Genomic DNA, 24199 nt, shown 5'->3' on the forward strand with positions numbered 1-24199 from the left:
GGAGCTAATGATGACCGAACAACTTTTTGCAGAAATGTTAAATCTCGGGGATAAATGGGAAGTTAGTAAACTAGAAGTTTTGGCAGAGCAATCATGTATTGAAGTGACAATTAAAGATACAGCTAAACTTTTAGAAGGTATGGAATGCCCTTGTTGTAAGAGAACCGATTTAATTATAAAAGATCATGCAAATGAAAGGCTATGGGATCATCTACAAATGTGGACTTATAAAACTGTATTAAAATGCCGATTGCCTCGTGCCCTTTGTAAATCCTGTAAAAAAACGTGGACAATTCGAGCTCCTTGGGAAGGTGTCAATAAACATTCCAGTAAAGACTTTGAGGCATTAGCCTTGACCCTCATGCGTCATATGCCCGTGTCAAAAGTAGGTAAATTAATGAAAGTTGATGATCAAAAATTATGGAGGATTCTAAGAGTATATATTGATAAAGAACGGGCCAAACTTGACTGGAGTGAACTCACGAGAATTGGAGTAGATGAGTTGAGTATCGCAAAAGGTCATCGTTATGTAAGTGTTTTTGTGGATATGGAAAACCATAGTGTTCTATTCGCTGCAGACGGCAAAGATGCACAAGTTTTTGAACAATTCACCGAGGAACTTTACCTGAAAGACGGTCACCCTCATGCAATTACTGAAGTTAGCATGGATATGAGTCCCTCTTATAAAAGTGGCGTTGATTCAAATATGCGCAATGCTCGTAAAGTATTTGACTACTTCCATATTGCACAAAACTTAAACAAAGCAATTGGCAAAGTTTGTTCCAGAGAGCGCCGTACAAAAGGTGATATTCGAAACCTCCTAAAAAAGCCTCGTTTATTTCAAAAGAACAGAGACAAACTCAAGGAAAAAGATCAGCAAACTATAGAAAAATTAAAAGAGCTGAACACTGCAACAGCCATGGCATACCAAATGCGCTTAAGTCTCCAAGATATTTTTAAAACGAAGTCCGAAATCAAAGCTTTGTTAGGGTTAAAAGCATGGATATCTTGGGTTCATAATGAAGCTGAAAAAGAAATGTGGAAATACTTTTTAAACCCTCTAAAGAAATTTGCCGAATCTCTTACAAAACATTTTGATGGAATTATTGCTCGATGGAGGCACGGAACAAGTAATGCTGTATTGGAAGGAATTAATTCCGTTTTCTCAGCAGTTAAAAGACGGGCCAGAGGGTTTAGATCTAAAGAATATCTAAAAATGATGCTCTATTTCACTAAAGGAAATTTAACTGGGATACCAAACCTCATCCCCTCAAAGTGAGAAAGAACCATTTGGATACAATAACCGTTAATGGTGATAATATTAACTTTACATTATTGGATACAGGTTCTGGTGCAGATGTAGTTAGTATTAATGGAGACTTATTTACTGCGCTTAATTTGAGTATGGATTTAGGTAATGATATCCTGAATGTGACAGGTGAAAATTCTAATATTACTTTTTTTGGGGGAGCTAACCGAGATACAATCACCTACGGCGTTGATTCAATCAACGCCACAGGGGTTTTAAATCTTGGCAATGGCGGAGATCGCGTTTATTTAAATTCTAACGCTAGTGATTTAATTATAAATGGAGAGTCTGGAAATGATCGAATTGAAATTGATGGTGATAATTACAGTGGCGTAGTTAACGGTGGGGATTCACGCGATAATTTCTTTATTGATGGAGCGGGTTTTAGTGGCGTGATAAATGGTGGAGATGGAGCGGATAGAATTCGATTGAGGGGGACAGATTCTGCAGGTGTTGTTTATGGTGATGCGGGAAATGATAGGATAATAGTTACTCGGACAGATTCTAACGCAGAGTTGCATACAGGTTCAGGGGCTTATACTGCGGGGAATAATACTGTTATCGTAAACAATACGCGTTTCGCAGGGATAATTTACCTTGAAGGAGATAGCGATACAGTAGACCTTAGGAAAAATAACTTCCAAGGCACGATAGATGGGACTAATGGGCTGGATGATAGTGTTGTTCTAGATAGAACTAGTAACGCAGAAATGACTTTGATTGACTTGGAAAATGTCACTTTGACTGCTGGTAGATCGACAATAGTTAATGCTTCGGGATCAACGATTAGTGGTTCTAATGGAGATGATGTTTTAACATTAGCTAATTTGACTTCGAGTACTTTAGATTTTGGTACTGGTAGCGATACGCTTTCTTTTTCTGATGCGGGTTTTGTAGCTTTAGACGATAATTCAGATTCTGAACTGGGTCTCAATGAACTGATTGCTGAGGGTATTCAAAACCTTGATGTCATTGATCTTGGGTCTAGTGGACAAATAATCAACGTCTCTGCGTCAGATATCATCTCCATCTCAGAAACTGGGACTCTCCGATTTACAGGGACTAATGGCTCTGTAACAAGCTCTCTTGAGACTTGGGAGCAGCAAGAAAATGTTGTTGATGGAGGCACCATTTTTGAGGTTTATACGAATGGTGGAGCTAATTTAGAAATTCAACGAGATATAGACGAAGATATTTCGAACCCAATTACAGTAATTAATGCGACTGATGATATAGCTAAATTCGGTGTAATTGTCGATGGCAAAAATGATGGGGATCAACTTGGTGGTGAAGTTTCTGATGCAGGAGACTATAATGGCGATGGTTTTGACGACTATTTAGTCACGGCAAAATTTAACGATGATGGAGGAACTGATGCGGGTACTTCATATATTGTTTTTGGTAAAGAACAGCCCGACGACCAAAGCGCATCTAATTTGGGGAATAACCGTATACGTAGGATTCGGGGTGACCAAGGTGATGACTTTGCCTACAAGGTTTCATCTGGTGGAGACCTTAATGGTGATGGTTATGATGATCTAATTGTGGGAGCCTGGGGTTTCGATGGATTAGGAGAGGACAGTGGTCGTGTGTATATTATTAAAGGGAGTGAATCGGTTGGTAGTATTAATCTTGGGAATCTAACAAATGTTAATGATCCTGATCTTATTGTTCTGACTACCTTAAACGAACAGGCTGGATCAGTGACAGGTTTTTCACTAGATGGTGCTGGAGACGTGAATGGAGATGGTATAGATGATTTACTTATTGGAGCACCATGGGCATCTGAGAATGGCACTAGATCTGGAACGAGTTATTTGATTTACGGTGATACAGACCTTAGCGATGTCGATCTAGACAATTTAGGTAGTTCGGGAATAAAAATAACAGGAGAAAGTATTCAAGATTGGAGTGGTTTTTCGGTCTCATCAATAGGTGATGTGAATGGAGACGATCTTGACGATATATTGATTGGATCCTTTAGAAATGGAGCTGACGATAAAGGGGCAGCATATTTAATTTTTGGGGATACCTCTCATTCAGATATAGATTTGTCTAATTTAACAGGTGTGGGTCTTAAAATAACAGGAGCAAATGCATTTGATTATAGTTCATACTCAATTTCATCAGCTGGCGATATTAATGGAGATGGCTTTGATGACATAATGATAGGCTCTCCAACCAATAGCTATTATACTTATGGGAGAGTTCATGTAGTATACGGTGATAATACTCTAGGTAACGATATTGATTTATCGGCCTTGTCATCATCCGAGGGTATAACAATTAACGCCGCAGAAGCAGGGGATTATACAGGTATTAGTGTTGCATCGGCTGGCGATGTGAATGGTGATGGTTTTGACGACATTGTGATTGGAGCGGCTTATAGTTCAGTAGGCGAGGTTTATGCAGGTGCGGCGTATGTCGTATTTGGTGGTGATACCCTTAGTGATACCTCTCTAGATTTATTGGGAAGCTCTGGCTTGACTATTTTAGGTAATACGACTGGAGATTTTTTTGGTATTGATGTGAGTGGAGCAGGTGATATCAACGGAGATGGTTATGATGATATTGTTGTCGGAGCGCCATATCATGACTCAGGAACTAATGCGGGTAGTGCGTATGTGATTTTAGGTCAAGACTTCTCTGATGGGGGGAATAATATTCAAGAAGTGAGCGGTTCTGACTCTGCAACAGGCTCAGATTGGCATTTAATAGGTGATAGTACGTCAAATACTTTATTTAGTATAGGTGTGAATTCAGGTAATCCGGAATCGGCCTCTGCAGGTGCAGGAGATGATTTGGTTGTTATTAATAATCAAAATTTTCGGCGAGTTGATGGTGGGAGCGGTATTGATACATTACGTGTTAATGTAAATAATATTAATCTAGGTGACTTTAATAGTAAAATTAGAGATTTTGAAATTCTAGAAATTAATGGCAGTCGCAGTATGACTATTGACCTTGATTTAATTCAGAGTCTCCCAGATTCACTCATTATAGGAGACGAGACAAGTGCATTAAGAGTTGAAGGAAGTGGTTCAGTCGATTTCGGCTTGATTGATTGGATAGACAATGGCTCTCTTGATTTGGATGGTAATACCTATCAGCATTACTCCCATAGCACATATACCGAGACTGACCTACTCATTCAAAATTCAGTGACAATTATTTAGTTGTAAGTAAGTTTAACTTATACAAATCAAATACTTGTTTTTCGATTTCTCAGCTATTTTATTTTGAATTAATGCGTCAAAAAAAGAATTTAACATTGTTGAAAATTAGCGACTAAACTTTAATAAAAGCTTTTATGAAGAAAAATTTTAAAAAAAAGAATTGGCAAAGCCCTCAAGTTAATGAATTAGAGGTACTGAGTTCAACTTTTGGGGGAAATAACCCTGCGATTTTAGAGTCTGGTAAAAAGAAATTTGGGCGTCGTTATATTGGTAGTTAGTTTTAATTGTTAGAACTTAACATTTACCTCATTTACTTATAGTGCCCTTTATTTCTCAAATAATCTAATCTTGCTTTTTAGGGATGAATTATTCAATAAAACACTGTTGTATCAGCTCATTACATAATAAAATAAAATGATTAGGGTTCAGCCGTTCGAGCCTTTAAGAGTGAGAAAAATAATTTCCATTCCTTTTAAGCAAGCTTTTTAATACTTCGTTTAAGCAGATAAAATTAAATATTTAGGGCTAACAGACTTGTTGAACTTACTACTTGGATTCATTAATTTTATGGGTATGTATTTCTAATACAATACTAACTACATATTCTATTAGTAGGTGGGTTCTGCCGCTTTACCCTCCTTAATTCACATCTTCTATTATACCTTTCTTCACCACTCTTTGTACCACCGGCTAATGTGCTGGGACTAATAAATATAATTGCAATGCTTGGTGAGCTCCATTGTTTTTTCATGCAAATAACCTATCATTAATTATATAAATATATTTAATTTGTTTAGATTAACAAGTGTGTTTATTATTTCGTGAAGCATTGGATTATTTTTAGGCATGTTTTCTGTTAAAACCATAGTGAGGCAATCTTCTAGTTTTTTAAATGTGGTTGTATATTTTTAAGTAGTTCAAGGAAGTAACTAAAATGGATATCAAGTGAACATACGTGCCAAAGAACTAATTGAAACTCTAGAGTTGATTGAGCATCCGGAAGGTGGTTACTACAAAGAGACCTATCGCTCGAGTGAAAATGTCTTTTCTCACCCTGCAGAATCCGAACGATCCGCCGTCACGGAGATCTACTTTTTATTATGCAAAGGGCAAGTGAGTCGTTTCCATAAAGTATTACATGATGAGTTTTGGCATTTTTTCGAGGGAGCTCCCTTGCGCTTGATTGCTGGAGATTTACAGAGCTTTGAAGAATTTGAGTTAGGAGGAGCTTCAACAAATTATCAGCACTGTATTCAGGGTGGTCGTTGGCAAGCGGCGGAAAGTACAGGTAATTATACTCTCGTAGGTTGTACAGTGGCGCCTGGCTTTGATTTTGCGGACTTCGCATTTCTATCCGAAGCGAAAGCCGATTTAATGAAACAGAACTTCGCGAATTTCGCAAAGTTTATCTAATAGGGTTTTTGTGTTCAAATATTTTGCTTATGGCCTAAAAGTCACTTCAGAAATTGAACTCGATGAGTTGATTGTCAGGGACTTTAAAGGCGAAGCTGATATAGAAATTGTATTTGGTGAAACACCAGATCAAATCAATGGCCCTGATTGGTATGGGGACTGGTGGCAGGCTAATGATTATTGTCTACTGTGTGATTTTACCGATGTCATCCGAGCCTTAGTCTCTAGAAATGGTAAAGAAGTAACTTTGCAAGTCTTTACCGAAGATGACTTTCAACTGCGTAGTTTCATTTATGGTCAGGTATTGAGCGCCTGCTTGCTGTTGCGAGGATACTTCCTACTTCATGGAGCCTGTGTGAAAATAGGAGATAGAGCCGTTGGTTTTTGTGGCTCATCTGGTGTGGGTAAGTCAACATTGACTCTGGCTTTTATGGAAGAGGGGTACACAGTTTATTCTGATGATGTCATTGCCTTGAAGGTCGAAGGTGATAAGTTGATGATGCATCCAGGCTTCCCACGTTTACGAGTCACGAAAGAAACAATGACCCGGATGTCAGTGAGGGCAGCGGATTTTGAAAATATTGATCATTTCCCCACAAAGTTAAATTATGTGAAGGGTTTTAGTTTTTGCAGCGATGAAATTGAGTTGGATGAGTTACTTATTTTGAATCCCACAGACTGCACCAAGCCAAATATAAGAAATGTGAGTGGTTGGGAGAAGTTAAATCTCTTTGAAGAAGGCCACTATCGAAAAAGTATCGAGAAACTGATTTATTCTGAGAAAGATATGCTGAAAAGACGTACAAAAATTGCGAATATCGCTAAGTGTCATTACTTGGATCGCCCCAATACATACTATTGCTTAATGCAAATGATTGACTACATAAATCTTAAGTTTCATTTGTAAATGGGGTGATTTCACCATATATACTTAGTATTAGGTGGATAGGATTTTATTTCTATTACTTGTATATTCAGTTAATTTAAGGATGCATTTGCGATGAAAAAAAAATGGTTGAAACCTACTGTAATAAGTCTGTCGAGGTAGTGTCCCAAATTTTCTGTAAATTCTGCTATTGCTCTGCTTTAAGAGTTATGAATAGCTTCCGAGACTTCGCGAGAATGGGAACTTTCTCGTCGGAGCGAAATTGAGGAAGTTGTTTGTAACTCGGGGTAAAGAAGATGCAGAGTGGTGTTGCACCAAAACAACCCACAAGGAATTATTATGCACCACTCTACACAAGAAAACAGTAGCGTCTTATTAGAAATGATCCAACAAGTTACAGAAAACGGCGAAAGCGGAATACTTGAAGCGATGAGAGTTTTATTAAATGAAGCGATGAAAGTGGAGAGAAGTAATTCTCTTGAAGCTGATCCATATGAACGTAATGAAAGTCGCTTGGGTTATGCTAATGGCTATAAAAATAAAACTGTAAACACTCGACTTGGAGCAATGAAGCTTAATATCCCTCAAGTCAGAGGTGAAATTGATTTTTATCCAAGTTCTTTGGAGAAAGGCTTGCGAAGTGAACGAGCTTTAATGACAGCTATGGCAGAGAGTTATATTCAGGGGACATCGACTAGAAAGGTGACTAAACTTTTAGAGAAAATGTGTGGTCTATCTGTAAGTAAATCACAGGTATCCCGTGTGGTAACTGAGCTAGATGAGAGTTTAGAAAAGTGGCGCAACCGTCCTTTAGGTAAATATTCTTATCTTTTGGTGGATGCGAGATACGAGAAGGTTAGAGTAGATAAGACTGTTCGAGATTGTGCTTTACTTATTGCCTATGGAATAGATGAATCAGGAAAACGTTCAGTCCTCGGAACAAGTGTTTCTTTAAGTGAAGCGGAAGTTCATTGGAGGAACTTTTTTCTGTCATTGAATGCTCGAGGACTCCATGGCCTCAAGATGATTACCAGTGATAGTCATTCGGGCCTAAAAGCAGCGTTAAAGACTGTATTTGGTTCTATCCCATGGCAGAGATGTCAATTTCACTTACAGCAAAATGCTGGTGCTTATGTCCCTAAGAAAGCTATGCGCTCAGAAGTAGCTCAAGATATTAGAGATATCTTTAATGCACCTTCAAAGCTTGAGGCTGAAAGGCTTTTAAAGCTTACTCCTGAATCCGTGAGCTGTTTCTGAAAAAACACCGTAAAAACAAGAAAACCTGTTGGTTTACATTAATTTAAGTTACCACACCAAAATCACCCAACAGGTTTCTTCATGAATAAAGCATTTAAACTCGCTACTGGCAATGATTCTCTTCACAGTTTTGGTGGAATATATCTCGCCGGTCAAGTACTCCATCAAAGTGAAATAGATCAAACATTCAATACAGAGCATAAAGCAAATCATACCTTTCAGGATATAGATATCTTTAAGTCACAAATAGGTTTGCTGGTTCAAGGTCGTGAGCGCTACACAGACATAAATCAGTTTCGTGAAAATGAAGTCTTTAGCAAATCGCTTGGATTAAATAGTGTGCCCTCAGAGGAACGACTTCGCCAACGCCTGGAAACGATGCCATCCAAGCATAAAAGCCTTTTGAAGCAAGCGAATACAAAGCTTCTTAAAAAGCAGTCGGTAGGTCAAATTTCAAAAGGTGGCATGGATTTCATTCCACTTGATATGGACGTTTCACCCATGGATAATTCCGGTAGTCAAAAAGAGCATGTATGCTGGACATACAAAAACCACGATGGTTTTTCTCCCATGTTTGCTTATATCGGAACTCAGGGTTTTATGCTCAATCAGGAATTACGACCAGGATCACAGCACGCACAGAAAGGAATGCCGCAGTTTTTAGACGAGAGTTTTACTATGGTCAAAGAACTTAATCTTAATCACCCAGTTCTACTTCGCTTAGATTCTGCTCATGGTGCTGAAATTAACTTTGATCACCTACCAGAAGACCACTACTTTTTGATAAAACGAAACCTTCGAAAAGAAGATAAAGTTCAGTGGCTTGCTAATGCGCGACGCCTTGGCCGTCAACTCAAATCGCGTGATGGCAAGAATATATTGGTGGGAGAAGTTCATCATAAGTCTCCGGGCAACAATGAAAAACGTAGCGCGATTCCTTTAATCTTTAAGGTTACAGAGCGATTGGAAGATCAAGACGGCAATAAGCTCTTAATACCTGAGATAGAAGTTGAAACATATTGGACAAACCTCCCTTAAGAAGCTGAAGATGTAATTGATCTCTACCATGATCACGGAACCAGCGAACAGTATCATAGCGAACTCAAAACCGATATGAATGTGGAACGCCTACCTTCGGGCAAATTCGTGGCAAACCAGTTTTTTCTGCACTGCGCCATGCTCGCCTTTAATATTCTCAGAGTTATCGGTACTCACCTAATCAAGAATAAACCGTTGGCTCCTGTAAAAATTAAAGGCCAACGACGACGTTTACGTTGCGTGATACGGGACTCTATCTCTGTCGATTGATCATTACACATATACGGGTGGTGGTGATAACGGTATAGAGAACAATAGTAATCGTTGTGGTAGGACTAAGGGGAAGGGGCAGGATAAGAAATGCGCGAGTTAATTATGTATGTCGCTTACTCCCAAAGCGAGTCTAAGATTTACTTTCGATAGAGTTCTTTACAAGCAATAAGTAGGTATATGGGGATTGTGGGATGTTTCTCTTGATGAGCTTGCTTAATATAATGCTGATTAATGTGGGGCAAATCAAAAACTTGATCTAACTCAGAGTTAAGAGTAGTCCAAACTTCATCTAAGCCGGGGACGATACTGCCTCCAATGCTTTTGTCATAGTTGTAGCGTATGGTTTTTGGTGTAAGGTCGGACATGGATTCGTTTCGAAAGAGATAGCGATTTTGATTGAGGTAGACTTTACAGTGCGTAGGTAAGGAATTGAAAAAATCAATGAGTTTAATATCGAGTAAAGGGTAACGGTATTGTAAGCCGAACTCTGCGCCTAATTGATAAGATTCTTCAAGGCGCTGAGCAGTATGTCTCCTGTCGGGAAGTAGGTATTTCGTGTATTCAAAAGTGCTTTTTCTTGGTAGGCCATGGTTTTGCTTTTGTGGGGGGAGGCGGAATTCCGGTTTGAGAAAGTTTTGGTCAAAGGAGTTGTCAAAAAAAAGTGGCTTGCTCTTGAAGAAGTATTTATAGATAATATGAGAAAAAGTGTAGGGCCATAAAATAGGGCGGCGGTTTTTAGCTTCGATGTAGATATGACCCCATTGGTGGTTTTTAATGAATTCTGCATAAGCACAGCCGCTAGCTCTTTGACTCACCCCCTCATCGCCACCGAAGCCTGAGAAAATAATTTTGGAACCTGATTCACTTGCGGCCTGCATAAGTTGACGAGCCCATTCACCCACACCTGCTCTTGGCGGTTGAGCTAAATGTGTAGTTGCCCAACGACAATCATCAGCAATGTTGACATTTTTTTTTGTGATCAGTTTGTGTTTGATTTCCGGGTGCATTTCTAGAAAGTCATTAACCAAATAACGTTCATCATTACCGTGCTCTGCGGCATGAGTAAAGCTATGTATTGCACTGTCAATTTTTGAAGCAAGTGCGGTAATGGTAGTGGAGTCAACACCTCCCGTAAGCTCACTTGCCAGCGGAGTATCATCAACAGGAAGTCTTTGTTTGACGGCATAAGTCAATTTTTCTCTAAAAAGTCTGCAAGCTTCTTCACGGCTAATATTAATAGTTTCAGGTTTCGTCATTTGCCAATAGCGAGAGATTTTTAAGTTCCCATTTTTATAATGAAGTGAATGAGCTGGTGGTAAGCGAAAAATATTGCTATAAGCCGTTTCGTGTTCCTCTTCTTCCCAGTCATTTAAATAACGTATGACCCAATCATCATTGATTTGCGGAGTAATTTCAGGGTTATGGACGAGGTCTTTGAGTTTAGTGGAATAGAATATCTTATCATTTTGGAAGCAGTAGAAAAACGGGATGACACCTAAATGATCTCTGGCACCAAAGTATTCGTTCTTAGTTTGATCGTGAATGAGGAAGGAAAAGTCACCGTAGAGTTTATTTACAAAGTTATTTTCTGTTTGGGTAAATAATGATAAAACGTATTCTTCAGCTTGTTCTGCTAAAGATGAATGAGAGTAAATATGGATATCACCTTGGATATCAAGCTGAGAGTGAGAAAGCATGTGTTTTTATCTTTTAGTGATCTTTATTTACTTTAAAGCTTTTTTAATAAGTTCAAAACATTCTAAGCGAGACTCTTTGTGATTGGGGCGCTTTAATTTAAAAACTCGAAGTGTTTTTAAAATATCGAAAGATTGTTGATTAAATTGAGCCGTTAATTCAATGGAGTCGATCACAGGACGTTGGTAGTAGCTCGACCAAAATGTGGTTACTTTTTCTGTTCCAGTCACTTCCTTAAGCTGAGGGCTATTCAGGGAATCATCAGTTTCTAGATAAATGAGGATGTCTAATTCTTTATCTACGTCAACTCTTTGTGATGAAGTATCGAGTTTATACTTCTCTTCATTATTCCAGAGTTTAGAGACAAGAGATGAGTTAAACTTGTTATAATCTAGATCATTTTTCCATAAGCGAAGAAAGGGGAAGCCCGGCAAAGTGATATTGCTCAGTTTGTCGAAACAAATAATTTCATCACAGAAGAATAGAGCTCCATTTTTGTGAAATTGAGCGGCTAAGCTAGATTTTCCTACGCCTGATTCTCCGCAAAAAGCAATGTGTTGATCAGTCCATATGCAACTGTTGCCGTGAAGTAATAAATGCCCTCTTTGAAAGAGGAGTAAGCCAGTGATAAAGCTATGGAGATAGTCATTAAATGAGAGTTTATTGGCTATGAAATTATAGACAATTTGATTTCCATTAGAGATATAGAAAGTGCCTGTATTCTCAAATTCTACAATGACTTTATTTGCGTTGAGGCCTAAGTTTGGATAAAGCTGGATTGTTGACGATTTAGTATTCGGGATGGAGCCTTCATTTAGCCTAATGTTTTCAAATAAGCCATAGGAGCCGTTATTTAGCATGGTCTTATCGAGTTTATTCATGAGTCAAGCTGCGCATTGTTTATGATCACTTAGTTTTAGGCGCTTTTCTAGCCGTTTTTTCTTTATGGTGAAATTGTGAGAGGCGATTTTCGTAAGAAGCCCATTCCAGTAAGAGCTGACTATGCTGAATTCTAAATTTTTTTGTTTTGAGCTCGTTTTTGTTTTTCTCTAAAAAAGCATAATAAGCTTCTTTAAGTAATTGAGTTTCTTTGATGTTTGGGATGAGTTTTTTTAGCCGAATTTTTTGATCTTTGATTTGTTCGATTTTTTTTTTGATTTCATCGAATTCAAGCTTTCCATTAGAGAATTTACTTAATAAACGACATTTGAAATCACCGCAAATAGCAGGCCGGTTATGATCATAGACAGTACAACATTTATCAAAATATTGACAGGGAAGTTTGAACCAATAAGAATCATCGACTATTTCAACTCCCATTTTAGGAAGTAGAGCTTCATTTTTGAAAGATGTAGCCCTTGTGAAGAGAGTGCCGTCGCAACAAAAACCACAGTCTTTGCAGAGTTCTTGTTCTTGATTTTGACTTGTGGCCATTAACTAATGTGAAATTAAGGTTTTTTTATCAATCATATCGAGGATAAAAGTCATGCAGTCTTTTTCACACTGTGCCTCAGTAACATCAAATTCTTGCATGAGTATAGGGAGTATTTGCTCAAGAGATTGGGGCTCATCGAGAAGCTCCCAAATGATTGAGCCAATGGGGTCGAGTCCAAAGTACTTGCCTTCTTCAATACTCATCATCACCACTTCATCATCAATTTTGCTGGAGATAATTTCAGGATTGCGTTGTAAGACTGTGTCATTTGTTAATTTCATATTTTGTGAACCTAAATTAAACTTATGTATGAATAGAATATTTTCAGTTTAGATGGATTCAATTCTTTGTTCAAGAAATGATAGTTAAATTAGACTTCTTTACTAAGTTTTTAGCTTTTAAGCATGTTAAAATAAAGTCCTCTCAGCTTCATAAGCCCCTCATGAGTTCCTATTTCTTTTATTTCCCCTTTCTCTAGTACAATGACCTGATCGACATCTTTGATGGTGCTGAGGTTGTGAGCGATAATCAGGGTGATGAGGTCATTTTTATTTTCAAAAACAGCTTTTTGAATAAGTCGTTCATTGATGGAATCTAAATGACTTGTCGCTTCATCGAGAATGATGAGGTCGGCTTTTGCTGCAAAGGCGCGAGCTAAACAGAGGCGTTGTTTTTGACCCCCTGAGAGTTTGATGCCATTTTCTCCGATGTAGGAGTCTAGACCAAGTTCTAAGGAGTCAATAAAATCATGGAGTTGAGCTTTTTGGCATAATTCGATTAAATCTGAACTTGTCAGTTCAGTATTGCCGTAAAGGATATTGTCACGAATGGTGCCATCGAAAACAAAGTTCGCCTGGTGAACGATGGCCAAATGTTGGATGTAATTTTCTTTGTTGAGTTCCTGGAGTTCGATTCCATTAATAAGGATATTGCCGATAGAAGCTTTTTGGAACCCACATATAAGGTCGGCTAAGGTGCTTTTCCCTGAACCACTTGTTCCTACAAGGGCATAGGTTTTTCCTTTTTGCATAGTAAAAGAAATGTTTTCTAGTACTGGCTTATCGGGAAGATAGGAGAAGTTTAAGTTGACGATTTTAATTTTTTCAATACATTTATCAAGCTTTTTCCTGTTGGAGTCAGGGGGATTATCGAGTTCTTCTGACAAGATCTTGTGATAGCGCTCGAGGCAGGCGAGTCCACCTTGAGTTGAACTGATAGAAGAAAGGATATTGAAAATGGGATTCATAAGTTGAGCTGTGAAAAATTGTACTACCACTAATTCACCTAAGCTCATATGACCTCGAATGATCATGATGGAACCACCTGCCAGCATGAGGGCAGCCGCAATAGCCTGCATAAATGACCAAAGAGTGTAGATACCTTGTATTTGAAGGTTTGATTTGAGGCGAGTGTCATTGAGGTCGAGGTGGCGTTGGCTATGTTGAGATATTTCTTCTGCTTCTTTTGCATGAGAGCGAACAGTGCGTATGCCTTGAAAGACCTCGCTTAAAAAGCCGTGGATCACAGCTTGCTTATCATAGATTTCATTTTGCAGAGGGCGCGTTTTTTTGGTGAGGAACATACAGAGAATTGTGAGAGTTCCGATGATCAATAGTATCAAAAGGGCAATCCACGGACTCAAGTAAAAGCAGTAAGCAAGGATGACGCTTAGACGAAGTAGGGCGTTGATAGGGGTGAGGATCAGTTGATTACTGAGGCCAGTGATTTGATTGATGTCGTTAGTAAAACGAGAAAGAAGCTCTCCTGACTTTGTCTTGTTGAAAAAGTTTATGGGCAAGTGAAGCACGTGTTTATAGAGCTTGTCTTGAAGGCTATGGTTGAAAGAGGTTCTAAAACGTAGTTGAACTTGATTTTGGATAATATTTAAAACTTCGCTTAAAACGTAGGCTAAGAACAGTGCGCCAGCCCAGAGCAAAATTTCTTTTTCAATTTGTGGAGAGTTGGCCAGTTCTCTCCCGCTCAGGTAGCCATCAACAATTTGGCCACTTATTAAAGCGGGAATCAAGCCTAGAGCATTCGCAATAATAGACAGCAAAAGTGAAAAGGAAATGATTTCCCTATAGTGAGAAATCTGTTTAAGAAAAACTTTCATCTGAGTGATGAAATCCTTGGTGAAAAAGAACTCTAAACGTTTTCTAATCATCAGAAACCTCGTGAGTGAAGCTGTTGATGACTGTGTATTCTTCAATGCCATTATCGCCAGTGACAATATACTGTTGATGACGCAACCATGCATGAGCTTTGATTTCGCCATCTTCTTTTTTAAGGCCTAAATAGAGTGTGGACTCAAGTTTTTTTTTATTGAGGATTCTTTGCCCAGCGATCGCCTGTGGAAAGCAGACACATTTCCAAGGAAGTAGTTCAGCTATTCGAAAAATGAGGTGCTTAAGGAGCTTGATCTCATTTGAGATGGAGGATTCATTTTGAGGAGATTCACTTTCGCTCTGACCCAAAGTTTTGGCAAGGTTTTTAAATTCCTTAGTTTTGAGCTGTAGGCAGGCTAAGTTGAGCTCAAGAAAAACTTCTAAAGCTAAGAACTTGATTTTAAAGGGGAGTTTAATGAAAGTGAGAAAGCTTTTAAGCATTGTCGGTAATCACTATAGAGGATTGATTATTTTTAAAAGAATAAGTAAAGTTTACTGTTTGATTTGTGTATAAAACTTGAGCTGATTCTAGGACGTAAATAGAGTTTCCCCAGTTGTTTCGTGAGTCAGATTCATTAGGATGCAGTGTAAGTAGTGTATGAGGAGATAGTTTGGAGTTGAAGTAGATTAAAAAACCATTTAGGACTCCATCGATTTGAGATTTGAAAGAGCCTTGTATTGATAGGGTTTCATTACTTATTTTACTAAGAACGATTTTGGAAATTAAGAGAGGTTCGCTAAAAGTGGGGAAGTCCTTGCATTTATGTGATCCAAGTTCGATTAATCTATTACTAGTAGGAGTGTTGAGGAGTTCTGAAAAATCTATTTGGTAGGCATTCTTCCAGTCAGAGCAAGTTCTCTTGGTGAAAAAGTACTTGTTGATAAGCTTCGTTGGTACTGTTAAAGGCAATAGATATATTTCTAAGGTTTGAGGAATGAGACGAGCCTCAGGCTTAAGAAGTCTTTTACAAGCATCTTTTGTAGTGGGTATTATGCGTTCATTCAGTGGGTCATTACCGATAATTTCACTGACTAAAACACTGGCTTTTTCAGGGAGATGTATTTCAGTTGATAAACCTTCGAGTAGAGTGATTTTATCATTTAGCCTATTCTTTGCAAAGTTGCGTTCTGCAACTTTCCCCAACTCTGTTGCCTCAATTGCATAAACATGTTTGGCGCCTGCTTGTGCCGCAGTGATGGCAAGTACTCCAGTTCCAGTTCCTATATCGACGACTATGTCATTTTCGCTTACGACTTCACGAATTGCTTTTTGGTAAGCTAGAGTTCGAGTTTTATCATTGAGCATGCGAATATGAACGGGGGCAGAATCAAAGTTTGCAGAGTTGGTGCCGATTACTATGGCGGAGTTATCTGGCGAAGTTATTAAACCAATATTGATAGCTTGATTTAGAGTAGTCGTCAATTGAACCCAATGGGAGTGGCTGCTAGATAAGGTGGTCAGTTTTTGAATGATTTCATTGTAGCTGATTGGCAGTGTCGTAACGGCAAGAATAGAAAAAATAGAATCCGATAAATAATAAGTTTTTTTGTTGATGATTACTTTTACCTGTCGTCGCGAAGAGGCAATAATCTCATATCTCTTGTTAGTTTGTAAAATCTGTTCAGGATTCATGCTTCACTTTGTTGAGTAATTACTGTAGGTGTGTAATGCTGTAGTCTAGACCATGGAAGCTCATAAATCAATAGTGTAGGGCTTATGCAGTGAGTGGATTTTGATGCACTGGAGTGTATAATGCGCGGATTTTTAAATAATTTGATTAGAGGGCCAAACAATGGCAGATGTATTAGCAAAAATGATGAGTGGCTTTCCCGAGTGGTTGCCAGCTGCAAAAAGACAAGAAAAGCGCATTTTAGATATTGTAGCCAAAGTCTACGAGAGTTACGGATTTACTCCGATTGAAACTGCTGCAGTAGAGAAAGTGAAAAGCTTAGCGACGACGGGTGATGTGAGTAAAGAAATTTTTGGCATTCATCGCTTAGCAGGAGAGGGTGAGAACAAGAAAGCTGAATTTGGTTTGCACTTTGACCTAACTTTACCAACGGCGCGCTACACAGCGGATAACTTTGCTAAACTGCAGTTTCCTTTTAAGCGTTATCAGATTCAAAAAGTCTGGCGTGGTGAACGTCCTCAGAAAGGTCGTTATCGTGAATTTTATCAGGCAGATATTGATGTGATTGGTGACGGCACACTTCCCCTACACTATGAAGCTGAAGTTGTTCAAGTTATTTACGATATCTTCACTCAGCTCAATATTGGCGAATTCACGGTGAAAATTAATAATCGCAAGTTACTTGAAGGTCTCTATCGTCAGCAGGATGTTGATGACATGAATGCAACTCTCATTATCGTCGACAAGATTGATAAAATTGGCAAAGACGAAGTCGTTCGTCTTCTTATTAAGAGTGGTTTGAGTATTGAGCAGTCGACTTTTTGCGCGGAACTCGCAGAAAAGAAGTTTTCTGTTTCTCAAGCACTGGAATTCATCCAAGAATTAGATACGAGTGACGAGCTTTTGGCAGCTGCACAGAATGAACTTAAAACAATTTTTGATAACCTCAGTCACTTGCCGGATGGTGCGGTCATTTTTGATTTATCGATAGCAAGAGGCCTCGACTACTACACCGGCTCAGTATATGAATGTGTGATTAATGGCCTCGAGAGTTATGGTAGTGTTTGTTCGGGTGGGCGTTACGATAACTTAGCAGAGAAGTTCTCTAAAAAGAAACTTCCTGGTGTAGGTTTATCAATTGGTATAAGTCGTTTGCTCTACCTTCTTTTTGAAAATGGCCGACTCGATACTCTAGCGCCAACGCCAGTGCAAACTTATGTCGTTCTTTTTGATGAGAGTCAGCGTCCGAAAGCCAATAAAATGGCGACAGAAATGCGTGCTAATGGTATTAATGTGGAAGTGGCTCCCAGTGTGAAAAAATTTGGCAAGCAGATTCAATTTGCCGAGAAACGCGGCGCCAAATTCATCGTTATTCCCGAGCAAGACCGTGAAGATCAGATGAAGAATCTGGAAACTGGTGATCAAGAAGATTTCTCCGTCGAGAAGATGAGAGGGTTTTTAAGCTCTTAGAATCAAAGGTTTATATTTTTTAATTTGAGCAGGAAAGCGTTTTGTAAGAAGTCATAAAATGTTTAAAAATCGGATATTTTGGTTTTAATTCATAAAACATCCACTATAGTCTTGCGATTTTTTAACCTACGAGTCTTTATATAAAATATGGATGCATTTTTAAATATAGTTATAGCAGCGGTCGTTTTCGGCGTCCTCTTTTTCGGTGTTGGCCTTAAGGTTCTCGCAAAGAAAGATGACGAAGTTCAAGGAAGTTGTGCATCTCGCAACGAGTTTTTAAACGAAGGCGGATGCTCCATATGTGGAAAAGAGGATCCTACCGGATGTGACGGCAGTCCACTCAAAGAAGCTAAAAAAAGTGAAGAAGCGAGTAGTTAACAATTTTTTTAAATCGAGCTGTTAAAAAAATAACAGCTTATAATTTTTCGATAAACAAGCAAGGAAAACAAACAAGCCATGAGCAGTTACAAACTGAAAAAAGGCTATGACCTGAGAATCAAAGGAGATGCGGAAGCAACTCTCGAGACTCTACCTCGACCGACGCAAGTCGCGCTCGATGGTCGTGAATTTCACGGTCTACGCCCCAAGATGATGGTGAAAGCAGGAGACAAGGTAAAAGCCGGATCCCCGCTTTTTTTGCAGAAAGGGACTGAAAATTTCTATTTCACAAGCCCTGTCAGTGGTACAGTAAAAGATGTTAAGCGCGGTGAGCGTCGTGTTCTACAAGAAGTTATTGTAGATGCTGACGAAACTGATGAGTTTGAAGAGTTTCAAGCTATTAGTGCCGGTGACTTACTCAACACAAGCCGTGAAGTGATTCTCGAGCAAATCCTCAAGTCAGGCTTATTTGGCCAGGTTCTAGCTCGCCCATTTGCGGTTCTCGCAGATCCGGCAGTTGAACCACGCGATATTTTCGTTTCAGCTTACTTGACGGGTCCTTTAGCTCCAGAAATCAATTTAATCCTCGAAGGTAACGAAGCCGCTTTCCAAGCAGGTATCAACGCGCTCTCGAAATTGACAACAGGTTCTGTAAATCTCGGTATTGAGGGAGGTCGTTCTGATCTTTCTGAAGCTCTTAAGAATCCTGCAAATGCTAAAGTTCACCACTTCAATGGCCCTCACCCAGCAGGTAACGTGGGTATTCAAATTCACCACATTGCACCCATTAACAAAGACGAAGTCGTTTGGACTCTTACCGCACAAGCAGTTATCAGCATCGGTAATTTGTTCATCCAAGGTAAAGTTGTTTCAGAGAAAGTTATCGCACTTACTGGTGAGTCAATTGATAAACGCAAGCACGTGAAAGTAATTACGGGCGCTTCAGTTGCCGATGTCACTAAGGGGCGTGTTAAATCAGATGAGAACTTACGTTATATTTCGGGAGATGTTCTCTCTGGCCGTACTATAACTGGAGGCTTTATTGGTTCAAGTACTTCTCAACTTACTGTGATTCCAGAAATCAATAAAATGGAATTTATGGGGTGGGTACTACCTGGTAACGAGAAAGAATCATTTTCAAGAACTTTCTTTTCATTCTTATCTCCAAATAAAAAATACTCTCACAACACAGGTTATCATGGTGGTGAACGTGCTTTCGTTCAGACGGGTGCTTATGAGTCGGTAGTTCCAATGGACCTTTATCCAGTGCATTTAATAAAATGTATTATGGCAGGTGATTTGGAAGCTATGGAAGGCTTGGGCATCCTTGAAGTTGCTCCTGAGGACTTAGCACTCTGCGACTTTGTCTGTGTATCTAAAATTGAAGTTCAAGACACACTCCGAAAGGGTCTTGACTTCTTCCGTAAAGAAGGATGCTAATTGTGAAATTCGTTGAAGATCAAATTCACAAGGTGAAGCCCCTTTTTGAAAAGGGCGGCAAGCTTGAAAAATTCTACTACCTTTTCGAAGCGGGTGAGTCATTTCACCTCGTAACCGATAAGCGTACTGACCGTGGTGCTCACGTTCGTGATAGCATCGACCTCAAGAGAATGATGATTACTGTGGTTCTTGCCATGGTCCCATGTATTCTTTTTGGTATTTATAATACAGGTTTACAACATTATTCTGCACTTCTAAGTGATGGACAAATCGAAGCTCTCCCAGGAATGGTAGATATGATTGTCTATGGCGCAATTATGGTGGTGCCGGTTATTCTTACTGTTTATATCACTGGTGGTATAATAGAAGGTATTTTTGCCTGTATCCGCAAACACGAGATTAATGAAGGTTTCTTGGTAACAGGAATTCTTATAGCAATGGTAGTGCCGGCAAGTATTCCTCTTTGGCAGGTTTCATTGGCTACAGCATTTGGCGTCTTTATCGGCAAGGAATGCTTTGGTGGTACAGGTATGAATATCTTGAACCCAGCAATGACAGCCCGAGCGTTCCTGTTCTTTAACTTCCCATCTCAGATCTCTGGTGATAAAGTATGGGTAGGTTTTGATCGTGGTCAAGAAGTTGTTGCAACAGCTACTCCAATGGGACTTGCAGCTAAAGGCGATGAGATCACTTGGTCAACAATGGATATGTTTTTAGGTTTTATCCCGGGTTCAATTGGTGAGACATCTACATTGGCTTGTATCATTGGTGGTATCATTCTTTTAATAACTGGAGTTGCATCTTGGAGAACTATGCTCGGTATGCTTGTAGGTGGTTTCCTCTTCGCATGGCTCATTAGTCTTGGTAGCACAAATCCAAACGACATCGCGGCCCTTGGTGCAGTTAAGCATCTTTGTATGGGTGGATTTGCCTTTGGTTTAGTATTCATGGCGACAGACCCGGTTTCATCAGCAAATACGGATCTTGGCAAATGGATCTATGGTTTTGGTGCTGGTGCGATGTCAATGCTTTTCCGTATTATTAATCCAGCTTATCCCGAGGGTGTAATGTTAGCCGTTCTTCTAATGAATGTCTTTGCACCACTTATTGACCACTATGTGGTTAAGTCGAGCATTAAAAGGAGATTGAACCGTGCAAGAGTCTAATGTAAAAACGATGACTTTCGCAACGATTGTTACAGTTGTTTGCGCTGTTATCCTGGGTGCAACTGCCACAGCACTTAAGCCCCAGCAGGAGCTTAATGCGAAAGTTTTCAAATTAAAGAATATTGTTCAAGTTTTCGGTCTAGCTGCTGAAAATGATAAAGATGTTGAAGAATACTTTTCTGAGGCAGGCAAAGACGATAAGTTTATTGTTCGTATTATTAAAGATGCTGATGGCAATGAAGTTGAAATGAATGAGATCGAATTTAAAAATCTCGACCTTTATAAACAAGAGAAAGAGCCAGTAGCCTCGCGTCGCTACCCATACTTTCTTAAGTTTGATTCAGCTGCTGACAAAGCAGCAGATAAACCATCGGCCATTGTGCTTCCGACTCAAGATTTTGGTTTGTGGTCAGTTTGTTACGGTTATCTCTCTTTAGAGAGTGATGCAGAAACTATTAAAGGTATTGTCTACTACGATCACAAAGAAACTCCTGGTCTTGGTGCAGAGATTGAGCAAGAGTTTTGGAAGGTCTCTTTTGAAGGTAAGAAAATTATTGATAATAATGGAGCACTTCTTGCACCAAAAGCGTCTAAAGATGCCGCCATCGCAAAAGATAGTCCAAATCACTACATATCGGTTAGTGGTGCTACTTTTACAATGGATGGTATTGATAAGGGGCTTGTTAAAACTCTTAAGAACTATGAAAAAGTTATTGAACACTATCGTGGAGGCAACAAATAATGTCCGATACAATGAAAGCGTTTAAAGACCCATTTATCATTCAAAACCCTATTGCTGTTCAGGTACTTGGTATTTGTTCTGCACTGGCTGTAACAACGCAGATAAAGCCTGCTTTTACAATGGCTGTAGCAGTAACGGCGGTTATGGGTCTTTCAAACCTTACGGTTTCTTTACTCCGTAAGCAGATACCAAATAAAATTCGTATTATTATCGAATTAACAATCATCTCTACACTGGTAATTCTTGTTGACCAAATCCTCAAAGCTTATGCTTACGACATCTCTCGTCAGCTCTCAGTTTTTGTTGGTCTCATTATTACAAACTGTATCGTAATGGGTCGTGCCGAAGCTTATGCACTTCACAACCCTCCTGTACCAGCTCTTATGGATGGTATTGGTAACGGTCTCGGTTATGGTGTAATTATCGTAATTGTGGCGTTTTTCCGCGAACTTTTCGGAGTGGGCAAACTCCTCGGTAAAGAGATACTCACTTCTTCTCCAGATGCTTTTGGTTACAAGCACAGTGGTCTTATGGTAGTTCCTACCGGAGCCTTTGTGATTATTTCCTTGATCGTGTGGGTTCACCATAACTACACTAAACAGTTCGAGGATTAATCATGTTAGAATTAGCATTAAAAGCGATCTTCATTGAAAACATGATTTTCGCACTTTTCCTTGGTATGTGCTCTTACTTAGCCGTATCAAAGAAAGTAGATACTTCTGTTGGTATGGGTTGTGCTGTATGGTTCGTTACGACTGTAACTTGCCCAGCTTCATGGCTCGTTTCTAATTACTTCCTTAAGCCAGGTGAGCAAAACCTTATCGGTCAATTGTTCAACAAGCCTGACCTTGACTTAACTTTCTTGACTTTCGTTTCTTACATTGCCCTCATTGCGGCCATGGTTCAGTTCCTCGAAATGTTCATTGAGAAGATTTCTGCCAAACTCTATGGTTCACTCGGTGTTTTCCTTCCGCTTATCGCTGTAAACTGCGCGATCCTCGGTGGTTCACTAATGATGAACGATAAAGGCTTCACTTTTCCTGAAGCGGCCATGTTCGGTTTCTCAGGTGGTTTTGGCTGGTTAATGGCGATCGTAGTTTTTGCTGCGATTCGTGAAAAAATGCAGTACTCAAATGTTCCTAAGGGCATGCGTGGTCTTGGTATCGCTTTCTTAACTTGCGGTCTTATGGCGATGGCTTTCATGGGCTTCATGGGTATTAAATTTCCAGAGAAAAAAGCTGAAGAATCTTCATCTACTGAGCAGGCGGCTATCGAGCAACCAGCAGTAATCGAAGAAGCTCCTGAAGTTCCGGCAGCAAAAGACGTCGAAGCTCCAGTTAAAGGAGATAAATAATTATGAATACACTTATTAATGCAGTTGATGGCGGCACAGTTGGTGCGGGTATCGTTGTATTCCTTATCATCATCATTGGCTTGACCATTTTCTTGATGATCTGCGAGAATTTCCTCGTAAAAAAAGGTAACGTTAAAATCCTCATTAACGAAGATCAAGACGCTGCTTTAGAAGTCGAAAGTGGTTCTACACTTCTCGATACACTTTCAGGCGCTGGCATTCAACTCCCATCAGCATGTGGTGGTGGCGGTTCTTGCGGTGTTTGTACTTGTAAAGTTATCTCTGGTGGTGGCGACGTGCTCCCTACAGAGAAAGCTCACCTCTCACTCAAAGAACAACAAGAAGGCATTCGTCTCGCCTGTCAGCTCAAGGTTAAAGAAGACCTCGAGATTGAAGTTGAGCCGGAAATCTTCTCAATTAAGAAATGGGAATGCGAAGTTGTTTCAAATGACAACGTAGCCACTTTCATTAAAGAATTTGTTGTTGAACTTCCTCCTGGCGAAAGCATTGACTACCGCGCTGGTGGTTACATTCAGATCGAGATTCCTAAGTATGATAATCTCAAGTACTCTGACTTCGAAATCGAAAACGAGTACCGTGAAGATTGGGATAAATTCAAGATCTTTGATAACGTAGCTAACAACCCAACTGAAGTGGTTCGTGCTTACTCAATGGCTTCTTACCCTGCTGAGGGTAACCAGCTCATGCTTAACGTGCGTATTGCATCTCCGCCCCCACGTCTTCCTAATGTGCCTCCTGGTATTGCATCATCTTACATCTTCAATTGTAAGAAGGGTGACAAGGTTACGATTTCTGGTCCATTCGGCGAGTTCTTTATGAAAGACACAAACCGCGAGATCATGTTCATCGGTGGTGGTGCTGGTATGGCTCCAATGCGTTCGCACATCTTTGACCTTTTCCACACTAAGAAATCTGGCCGTAAAGCGACTTTCTGGTATGGTGCTCGTTCAAGACGTGAAATGTTCTACGATGATCACTTCAAGAAAATCGAAGCTGATTTCCCGAACTTCAAATACTATGTGGGTCTCTCTGATGCACTTCCGGAAGATAACTGGAAGCTTAAGGGCGATATTAGTGATGAAGAAGGCGATGGTTTCGAAGGTTTCATTCACCAAGTTATTCTTGAGCAATACCTCAATAATCATGAAGCTCCAGAAGAGATTGAATACTATCTCTGTGGACCTCCAATGATGAATGACGCAGTACAAGATATGCTCTTCAACCTCGGTGTAGAAAAAGAAATGATCGCATTTGACGATTTCGGTTCTTAATTCTCACTAGAAGAATATAACTAAAAAAGCTCGACTTCGGTCGGGCTTTTTTTGTGTCTATGGCAAAGACAAATACTTA

At 39.6% G+C, this 24199-nt stretch carries 20 protein-coding genes and 2 pseudogenes; 15 read left to right on the forward strand and 7 right to left on the reverse strand.

Annotated elements, in window-relative coordinates:
* Window positions 1–7: 7 nt before the first annotated feature.
* From LNTAR_RS19625 to LNTAR_RS19650, 7 genes and pseudogenes are all read left to right on the forward strand, one after another.
* A complete protein-coding gene (locus LNTAR_RS19625; protein WP_238527699.1) occupies window positions 8–1279 on the forward strand; it encodes an ISL3 family transposase in 1272 nt (423 codons plus the stop codon).
* Between the two features lie 11 nt (window positions 1280–1290).
* The gene (locus LNTAR_RS26115) at window positions 1291–4485 is read left to right on the forward strand and encodes a beta strand repeat-containing protein (RefSeq protein ID WP_157473738.1); all 3195 of its coding nucleotides are present in this window, start codon (window positions 1291–1293) and stop codon (window positions 4483–4485) included.
* 134 nt (window positions 4486–4619) lie between these two features.
* Complete coding sequence (locus LNTAR_RS27360; protein ID WP_007280505.1) at window positions 4620–4763, forward strand: hypothetical protein; 144 nt, start codon at window positions 4620–4622, stop codon at window positions 4761–4763.
* A 667-nt stretch (window positions 4764–5430) separates the two neighbouring features.
* Complete coding sequence (locus LNTAR_RS19635) at window positions 5431–5898, forward strand: cupin domain-containing protein (RefSeq protein WP_007280506.1); 468 nt, start codon at window positions 5431–5433, stop codon at window positions 5896–5898.
* A gap of 10 nt (window positions 5899–5908) precedes the next feature.
* The gene (locus LNTAR_RS19640) at window positions 5909–6805 is read left to right on the forward strand and encodes an HPr kinase/phosphorylase (RefSeq protein WP_007280507.1); all 897 of its coding nucleotides are present in this window, start codon (window positions 5909–5911) and stop codon (window positions 6803–6805) included.
* 318 nt (window positions 6806–7123) lie between these two features.
* Window positions 7124–8017, forward strand: a pseudogene (locus tag LNTAR_RS19645) (IS256 family transposase); the annotation flags it as partial.
* 105 nt (window positions 8018–8122) lie between these two features.
* A pseudogene (locus LNTAR_RS19650) lies at window positions 8123–9343 on the forward strand (IS1380 family transposase); the annotation flags it as partial.
* A gap of 146 nt (window positions 9344–9489) precedes the next feature.
* Here the strand turns inward: LNTAR_RS19650 and LNTAR_RS19655 are convergent.
* From LNTAR_RS19655 to LNTAR_RS26125, 7 genes are all read right to left on the reverse strand, one after another.
* On the reverse strand, window positions 9490–11049 hold the full coding sequence (locus LNTAR_RS19655) for an asparagine synthase-related protein (RefSeq protein ID WP_007280511.1): 1560 nt from the start codon (window positions 11047–11049) through the stop codon (window positions 9490–9492).
* Between the two features lie 27 nt (window positions 11050–11076).
* Window positions 11077–11928 (reverse strand): hypothetical protein, encoded by an 852-nt coding sequence (locus LNTAR_RS19660; RefSeq protein ID WP_007280512.1) that lies wholly within the window; start codon window positions 11926–11928, stop codon window positions 11077–11079.
* Window positions 11929–11953: 25 nt separating this feature from the next.
* Window positions 11954–12481, reverse strand: coding sequence for a hypothetical protein (locus LNTAR_RS19665; RefSeq protein ID WP_007280513.1), 528 nt, complete (start codon window positions 12479–12481; stop codon window positions 11954–11956).
* A gap of 3 nt (window positions 12482–12484) precedes the next feature.
* On the reverse strand, window positions 12485–12763 hold the full coding sequence (locus tag LNTAR_RS19670) for a PqqD family peptide modification chaperone (protein ID WP_007280514.1): 279 nt from the start codon (window positions 12761–12763) through the stop codon (window positions 12485–12487).
* 110 nt (window positions 12764–12873) lie between these two features.
* Window positions 12874–14646 carry an ABC transporter ATP-binding protein gene (locus tag LNTAR_RS19675; protein WP_007280515.1) on the reverse strand — a complete coding sequence of 591 codons (1773 nt, stop codon included), beginning with the start codon at window positions 14644–14646 and terminating at the stop codon, window positions 12874–12876.
* Complete coding sequence (locus LNTAR_RS26120; RefSeq protein ID WP_007280516.1) at window positions 14639–15088, reverse strand: lasso peptide biosynthesis B2 protein; 450 nt, start codon at window positions 15086–15088, stop codon at window positions 14639–14641. The genes LNTAR_RS19675 and LNTAR_RS26120 overlap by 8 nt, the downstream gene beginning before the upstream one ends.
* A complete protein-coding gene (locus LNTAR_RS26125) occupies window positions 15081–16280 on the reverse strand; it encodes a 50S ribosomal protein L11 methyltransferase (protein ID WP_007280517.1) in 1200 nt (399 codons plus the stop codon). The genes LNTAR_RS26120 and LNTAR_RS26125 overlap by 8 nt, the downstream gene beginning before the upstream one ends.
* Window positions 16281–16440: 160 nt before the next feature.
* On the opposite strand from LNTAR_RS26125, the gene hisS reads away from it, so the two are divergent.
* From hisS to nqrF, 8 genes are all read left to right on the forward strand, one after another.
* Complete coding sequence (hisS, locus tag LNTAR_RS19690) at window positions 16441–17748, forward strand: histidine--tRNA ligase (protein WP_007280518.1); 1308 nt, start codon at window positions 16441–16443, stop codon at window positions 17746–17748.
* A 147-nt stretch (window positions 17749–17895) separates the two neighbouring features.
* Complete coding sequence (locus LNTAR_RS19695) at window positions 17896–18126, forward strand: hypothetical protein (protein ID WP_007280519.1); 231 nt, start codon at window positions 17896–17898, stop codon at window positions 18124–18126.
* Window positions 18127–18204: 78 nt separating this feature from the next.
* Complete coding sequence (locus LNTAR_RS19700; RefSeq protein ID WP_007280520.1) at window positions 18205–19566, forward strand: Na(+)-translocating NADH-quinone reductase subunit A; 1362 nt, start codon at window positions 18205–18207, stop codon at window positions 19564–19566.
* A gap of 2 nt (window positions 19567–19568) precedes the next feature.
* Window positions 19569–20732, forward strand: a complete 1164-nt coding sequence (locus LNTAR_RS19705) for an NADH:ubiquinone reductase (Na(+)-transporting) subunit B (RefSeq protein ID WP_007280521.1) — start codon at window positions 19569–19571, stop codon at window positions 20730–20732.
* Window positions 20719–21474, forward strand: coding sequence for an NADH:ubiquinone reductase (Na(+)-transporting) subunit C (gene nqrC, locus LNTAR_RS19710; protein WP_007280522.1), 756 nt, complete (start codon window positions 20719–20721; stop codon window positions 21472–21474). The genes LNTAR_RS19705 and nqrC overlap by 14 nt, the downstream gene beginning before the upstream one ends.
* On the forward strand, window positions 21474–22088 hold the full coding sequence (locus tag LNTAR_RS19715) for an NADH:ubiquinone reductase (Na(+)-transporting) subunit D (RefSeq protein ID WP_007280523.1): 615 nt from the start codon (window positions 21474–21476) through the stop codon (window positions 22086–22088). Before nqrC ends, LNTAR_RS19715 begins: the two co-directional genes overlap by 1 nt.
* Window positions 22089–22090: 2 nt before the next feature.
* Window positions 22091–22828, forward strand: coding sequence for an NADH:ubiquinone reductase (Na(+)-transporting) subunit E (gene nqrE / locus LNTAR_RS19720; RefSeq protein WP_007280524.1), 738 nt, complete (start codon window positions 22091–22093; stop codon window positions 22826–22828).
* A gap of 2 nt (window positions 22829–22830) precedes the next feature.
* Window positions 22831–24120, forward strand: a complete 1290-nt coding sequence (gene nqrF / locus LNTAR_RS19725) for an NADH:ubiquinone reductase (Na(+)-transporting) subunit F (RefSeq protein WP_007280525.1) — start codon at window positions 22831–22833, stop codon at window positions 24118–24120.
* The last annotated feature ends 79 nt before the right edge of the window (window positions 24121–24199 follow it).

The sequence above is a fragment of the Lentisphaera araneosa HTCC2155 genome (genome assembly GCF_000170755.1).
GTDB lineage: Bacteria > Verrucomicrobiota > Lentisphaeria > Lentisphaerales > Lentisphaeraceae > Lentisphaera > Lentisphaera araneosa.

What these genes read in the sequence shown, in the direction of transcription:
- nqrE (WP_007280524.1), top strand. Translation starts at nt 22,091, where the DNA reads ATGTTAGAATTAGCATTAAAAGCGATCTTCATTGAAAACATGATTTTC.
- LNTAR_RS26120 (WP_007280516.1), bottom strand. Translation starts at nt 15,088, where the DNA reads ATGCTTAAAAGCTTTCTCACTTTCATTAAACTCCCCTTTAAAATCAAG.
- LNTAR_RS27360 (WP_007280505.1), top strand. Translation starts at nt 4,620, where the DNA reads ATGAAGAAAAATTTTAAAAAAAAGAATTGGCAAAGCCCTCAAGTTAAT.
- LNTAR_RS19660 (WP_007280512.1), bottom strand. Translation starts at nt 11,928, where the DNA reads ATGAATAAACTCGATAAGACCATGCTAAATAACGGCTCCTATGGCTTA.
- hisS (WP_007280518.1), top strand. Translation starts at nt 16,441, where the DNA reads ATGGCAGATGTATTAGCAAAAATGATGAGTGGCTTTCCCGAGTGGTTG.
- LNTAR_RS19715 (WP_007280523.1), top strand. Translation starts at nt 21,474, where the DNA reads ATGTCCGATACAATGAAAGCGTTTAAAGACCCATTTATCATTCAAAAC.
- LNTAR_RS19695 (WP_007280519.1), top strand. Translation starts at nt 17,896, where the DNA reads ATGGATGCATTTTTAAATATAGTTATAGCAGCGGTCGTTTTCGGCGTC.
- LNTAR_RS19665 (WP_007280513.1), bottom strand. Translation starts at nt 12,481, where the DNA reads ATGGCCACAAGTCAAAATCAAGAACAAGAACTCTGCAAAGACTGTGGT.
- nqrF (WP_007280525.1), top strand. Translation starts at nt 22,831, where the DNA reads ATGAATACACTTATTAATGCAGTTGATGGCGGCACAGTTGGTGCGGGT.
- LNTAR_RS26125 (WP_007280517.1), bottom strand. Translation starts at nt 16,280, where the DNA reads ATGAATCCTGAACAGATTTTACAAACTAACAAGAGATATGAGATTATT.
- LNTAR_RS19625 (WP_238527699.1), top strand. Translation starts at nt 8, where the DNA reads ATGATGACCGAACAACTTTTTGCAGAAATGTTAAATCTCGGGGATAAA.
- LNTAR_RS19670 (WP_007280514.1), bottom strand. Translation starts at nt 12,763, where the DNA reads ATGAAATTAACAAATGACACAGTCTTACAACGCAATCCTGAAATTATC.
- LNTAR_RS19675 (WP_007280515.1), bottom strand. Translation starts at nt 14,646, where the DNA reads ATGATTAGAAAACGTTTAGAGTTCTTTTTCACCAAGGATTTCATCACT.
- LNTAR_RS19655 (WP_007280511.1), bottom strand. Translation starts at nt 11,049, where the DNA reads ATGCTTTCTCACTCTCAGCTTGATATCCAAGGTGATATCCATATTTAC.
- LNTAR_RS19700 (WP_007280520.1), top strand. Translation starts at nt 18,205, where the DNA reads ATGAGCAGTTACAAACTGAAAAAAGGCTATGACCTGAGAATCAAAGGA.